The organism is Aminobacter sp. P4_H6_2 (genome assembly GCF_056400805.1).
Genome location: NZ_JBFUKO010000844.1, coordinates 1 through 1,915, shown reverse-complemented (window position 1 = coordinate 1,915; position 1,915 = coordinate 1). Strand labels below are relative to the sequence as shown.

Here is a 1,915-nt window from a genome sequence, read left to right as displayed (position 1 = left end):
GGTCAGGCACGGGTTTCGCCTGTCACGCGGCACCAGGCGCAGGCCTGCGGCGGCCGCCATTTCAATGACTGCGGTGCGTACCGGCGCGCCGCCGAGGAAACCAAAGAACGACGGCACGGGATCACCGACCGGCCCTGTCACGGTGAGGCGGTGCATGGTGCCGCCGGTGGCTGCGATCAGTGCTTCGGTGAAGCCTTCGCCGCCGTCGACCATAGGTGCCTTCAGGATCTTTGCTTGCGGAAATGCACGCAGCACGCCTTCGCCGATGCAGTCGGCCACTTCATTGGCGGACAGGCTTTCCTTGAAGCCGGAAGGCGCGACAAGAACGGTGAATGTCATGGAAATAACTCCTCGTCTTTCATGTGAACGATGGAGGAGAAACGGGAGCCGGCCAGCTTTATTCCGTTCGAAAAATGAAAATATTACAATGGCTTAAATGAATATGGCCAAGCCGTCTCCGGCTTGGCCATATTAGATCTGAACAACACTTTTCTTTGCGTCAGAGTGGCATGCCGAGCATCGGCCAGGCGAAGATCGCGAAGACGCCTAGCAAGACGATGAAGGGGATAAAAAGCAGTGCAGAAAGCCATAGCAGATCGACTGCCGAAAACGCCGGCGGCTCCATGCCGCCGAACAATGTCACCGGCTTGGCGGAGACCATCAGCGTCTGGCAAAAGCCGCTGCCGAGCGTGACGACCAGGATCATCGCGGCCGGATTCACGCCGAGCCCGGCGAGCGGCAGCGCCAGTGCTGGGATGAGCACGGTGGCGCGCGCGGTGCGCGAGGTGATGACAATATGGGCGAGCGCGGACACGGTTGCCGCAAAGGCAATCAGGATCCACGGGGCAGGGGCGACCGAGCCTTGGAAGGCTGCCATGACACGGTCGACCACTAGCTTGGCCGCGCCGGTTTCGAGCAGGGCCTCGCCGATGACGAGCGTGGCGGCAAGAAATAGCAGCAGGTTCCACTCGACGCCCTTGAGCGCGGCCTTGAAGGTGATACCCGACACGGATTTCGAAGCTACGACAAGCGCCCCCACGAGTGCCACAACGGGCAGGCCGACGCCGTGCAGGCTGCCGGTTGCCCAAAGCGCGACGGTAATGCCAACAACTGCAAGAATGGTCTTGTCGCGGCTGGAGAATGCTCCTGCTGCCCCGTCGGCATGTGTCACCAGCGCTTTGCGGTCTTCGCTTTTGAGGAACACAAACAGGATCAGGCCGCAGGCGATGAGGCTGGAGATCAGCGCGAAGGGCGCGCTCAACACCGCCCAGGTGGCGAAGTCGACGGGCTCGCCCGAAACGCGCTTGATCGCATCGGCCGCCACCAGATGAGCGCCGGCGCCTGTCAGCGAAGCGGCAGCCGAGAGCAGGATCACTGATGGAAACAGCAAGGCAAGTGCGCGCGTCACGCTCGGCCTGCCGATAGCCGCCGACAAGCTCAGGAAGATAGGCATCAGGATCGCCGCACGCGCTGATGTCGACGGTACAAGGAAGGCTGTGAGGAAGATCGCGCCTGTCGTTGCCCAGAAAATGCTTTGCACGGTTCGGAACGGCGCGAGCATGCGGAAAGCGCAGCGCTCGGCAAGCCCGGTCTGTTTCAGCACCGCGCCAATGACGAAGGCTGCCAGCATCAGGACGACGATCTCGCTGCCGAGTGCCGCAAAAAGCGCCTGCTCGCCGACGGCACCTGCCAAAACCAGCGCCAGCGCCCCGGCCAGCGCTACCGGGGTTTCCGGCAAGTCCATGACCGTCCACGCGATCAGCGTGGCTGCGAAAACTGAGAGCGCAACGAGCATATCGGTCGACAGGCCATCGATGCTGGCAAAGATGGCGAAGGTCGCAAAGGCGATCAGCAAGACGCCGACCAGGATGCGCACCAGGCGCAGCGAAATCTGCCGTTCGTTCGGGATGTTCGC

General features: G+C 62.2%; 2 protein-coding genes. Both read right to left on the bottom strand.

What is annotated here, in order from left to right; genetic code table 11:
- A partial coding sequence (locus AC1DUU_RS30825) for a glycerate kinase (RefSeq protein ID WP_476787111.1) occupies window positions 1-339 on the bottom strand: 339 nt, incomplete at its 3' end.
- Between the two features lie 160 nt (window positions 340-499).
- On the bottom strand, window positions 500-1,915 hold a 1,416-nt coding region (locus AC1DUU_RS30820), incomplete at its 5' end, for an SLC13 family permease (protein ID WP_476787110.1).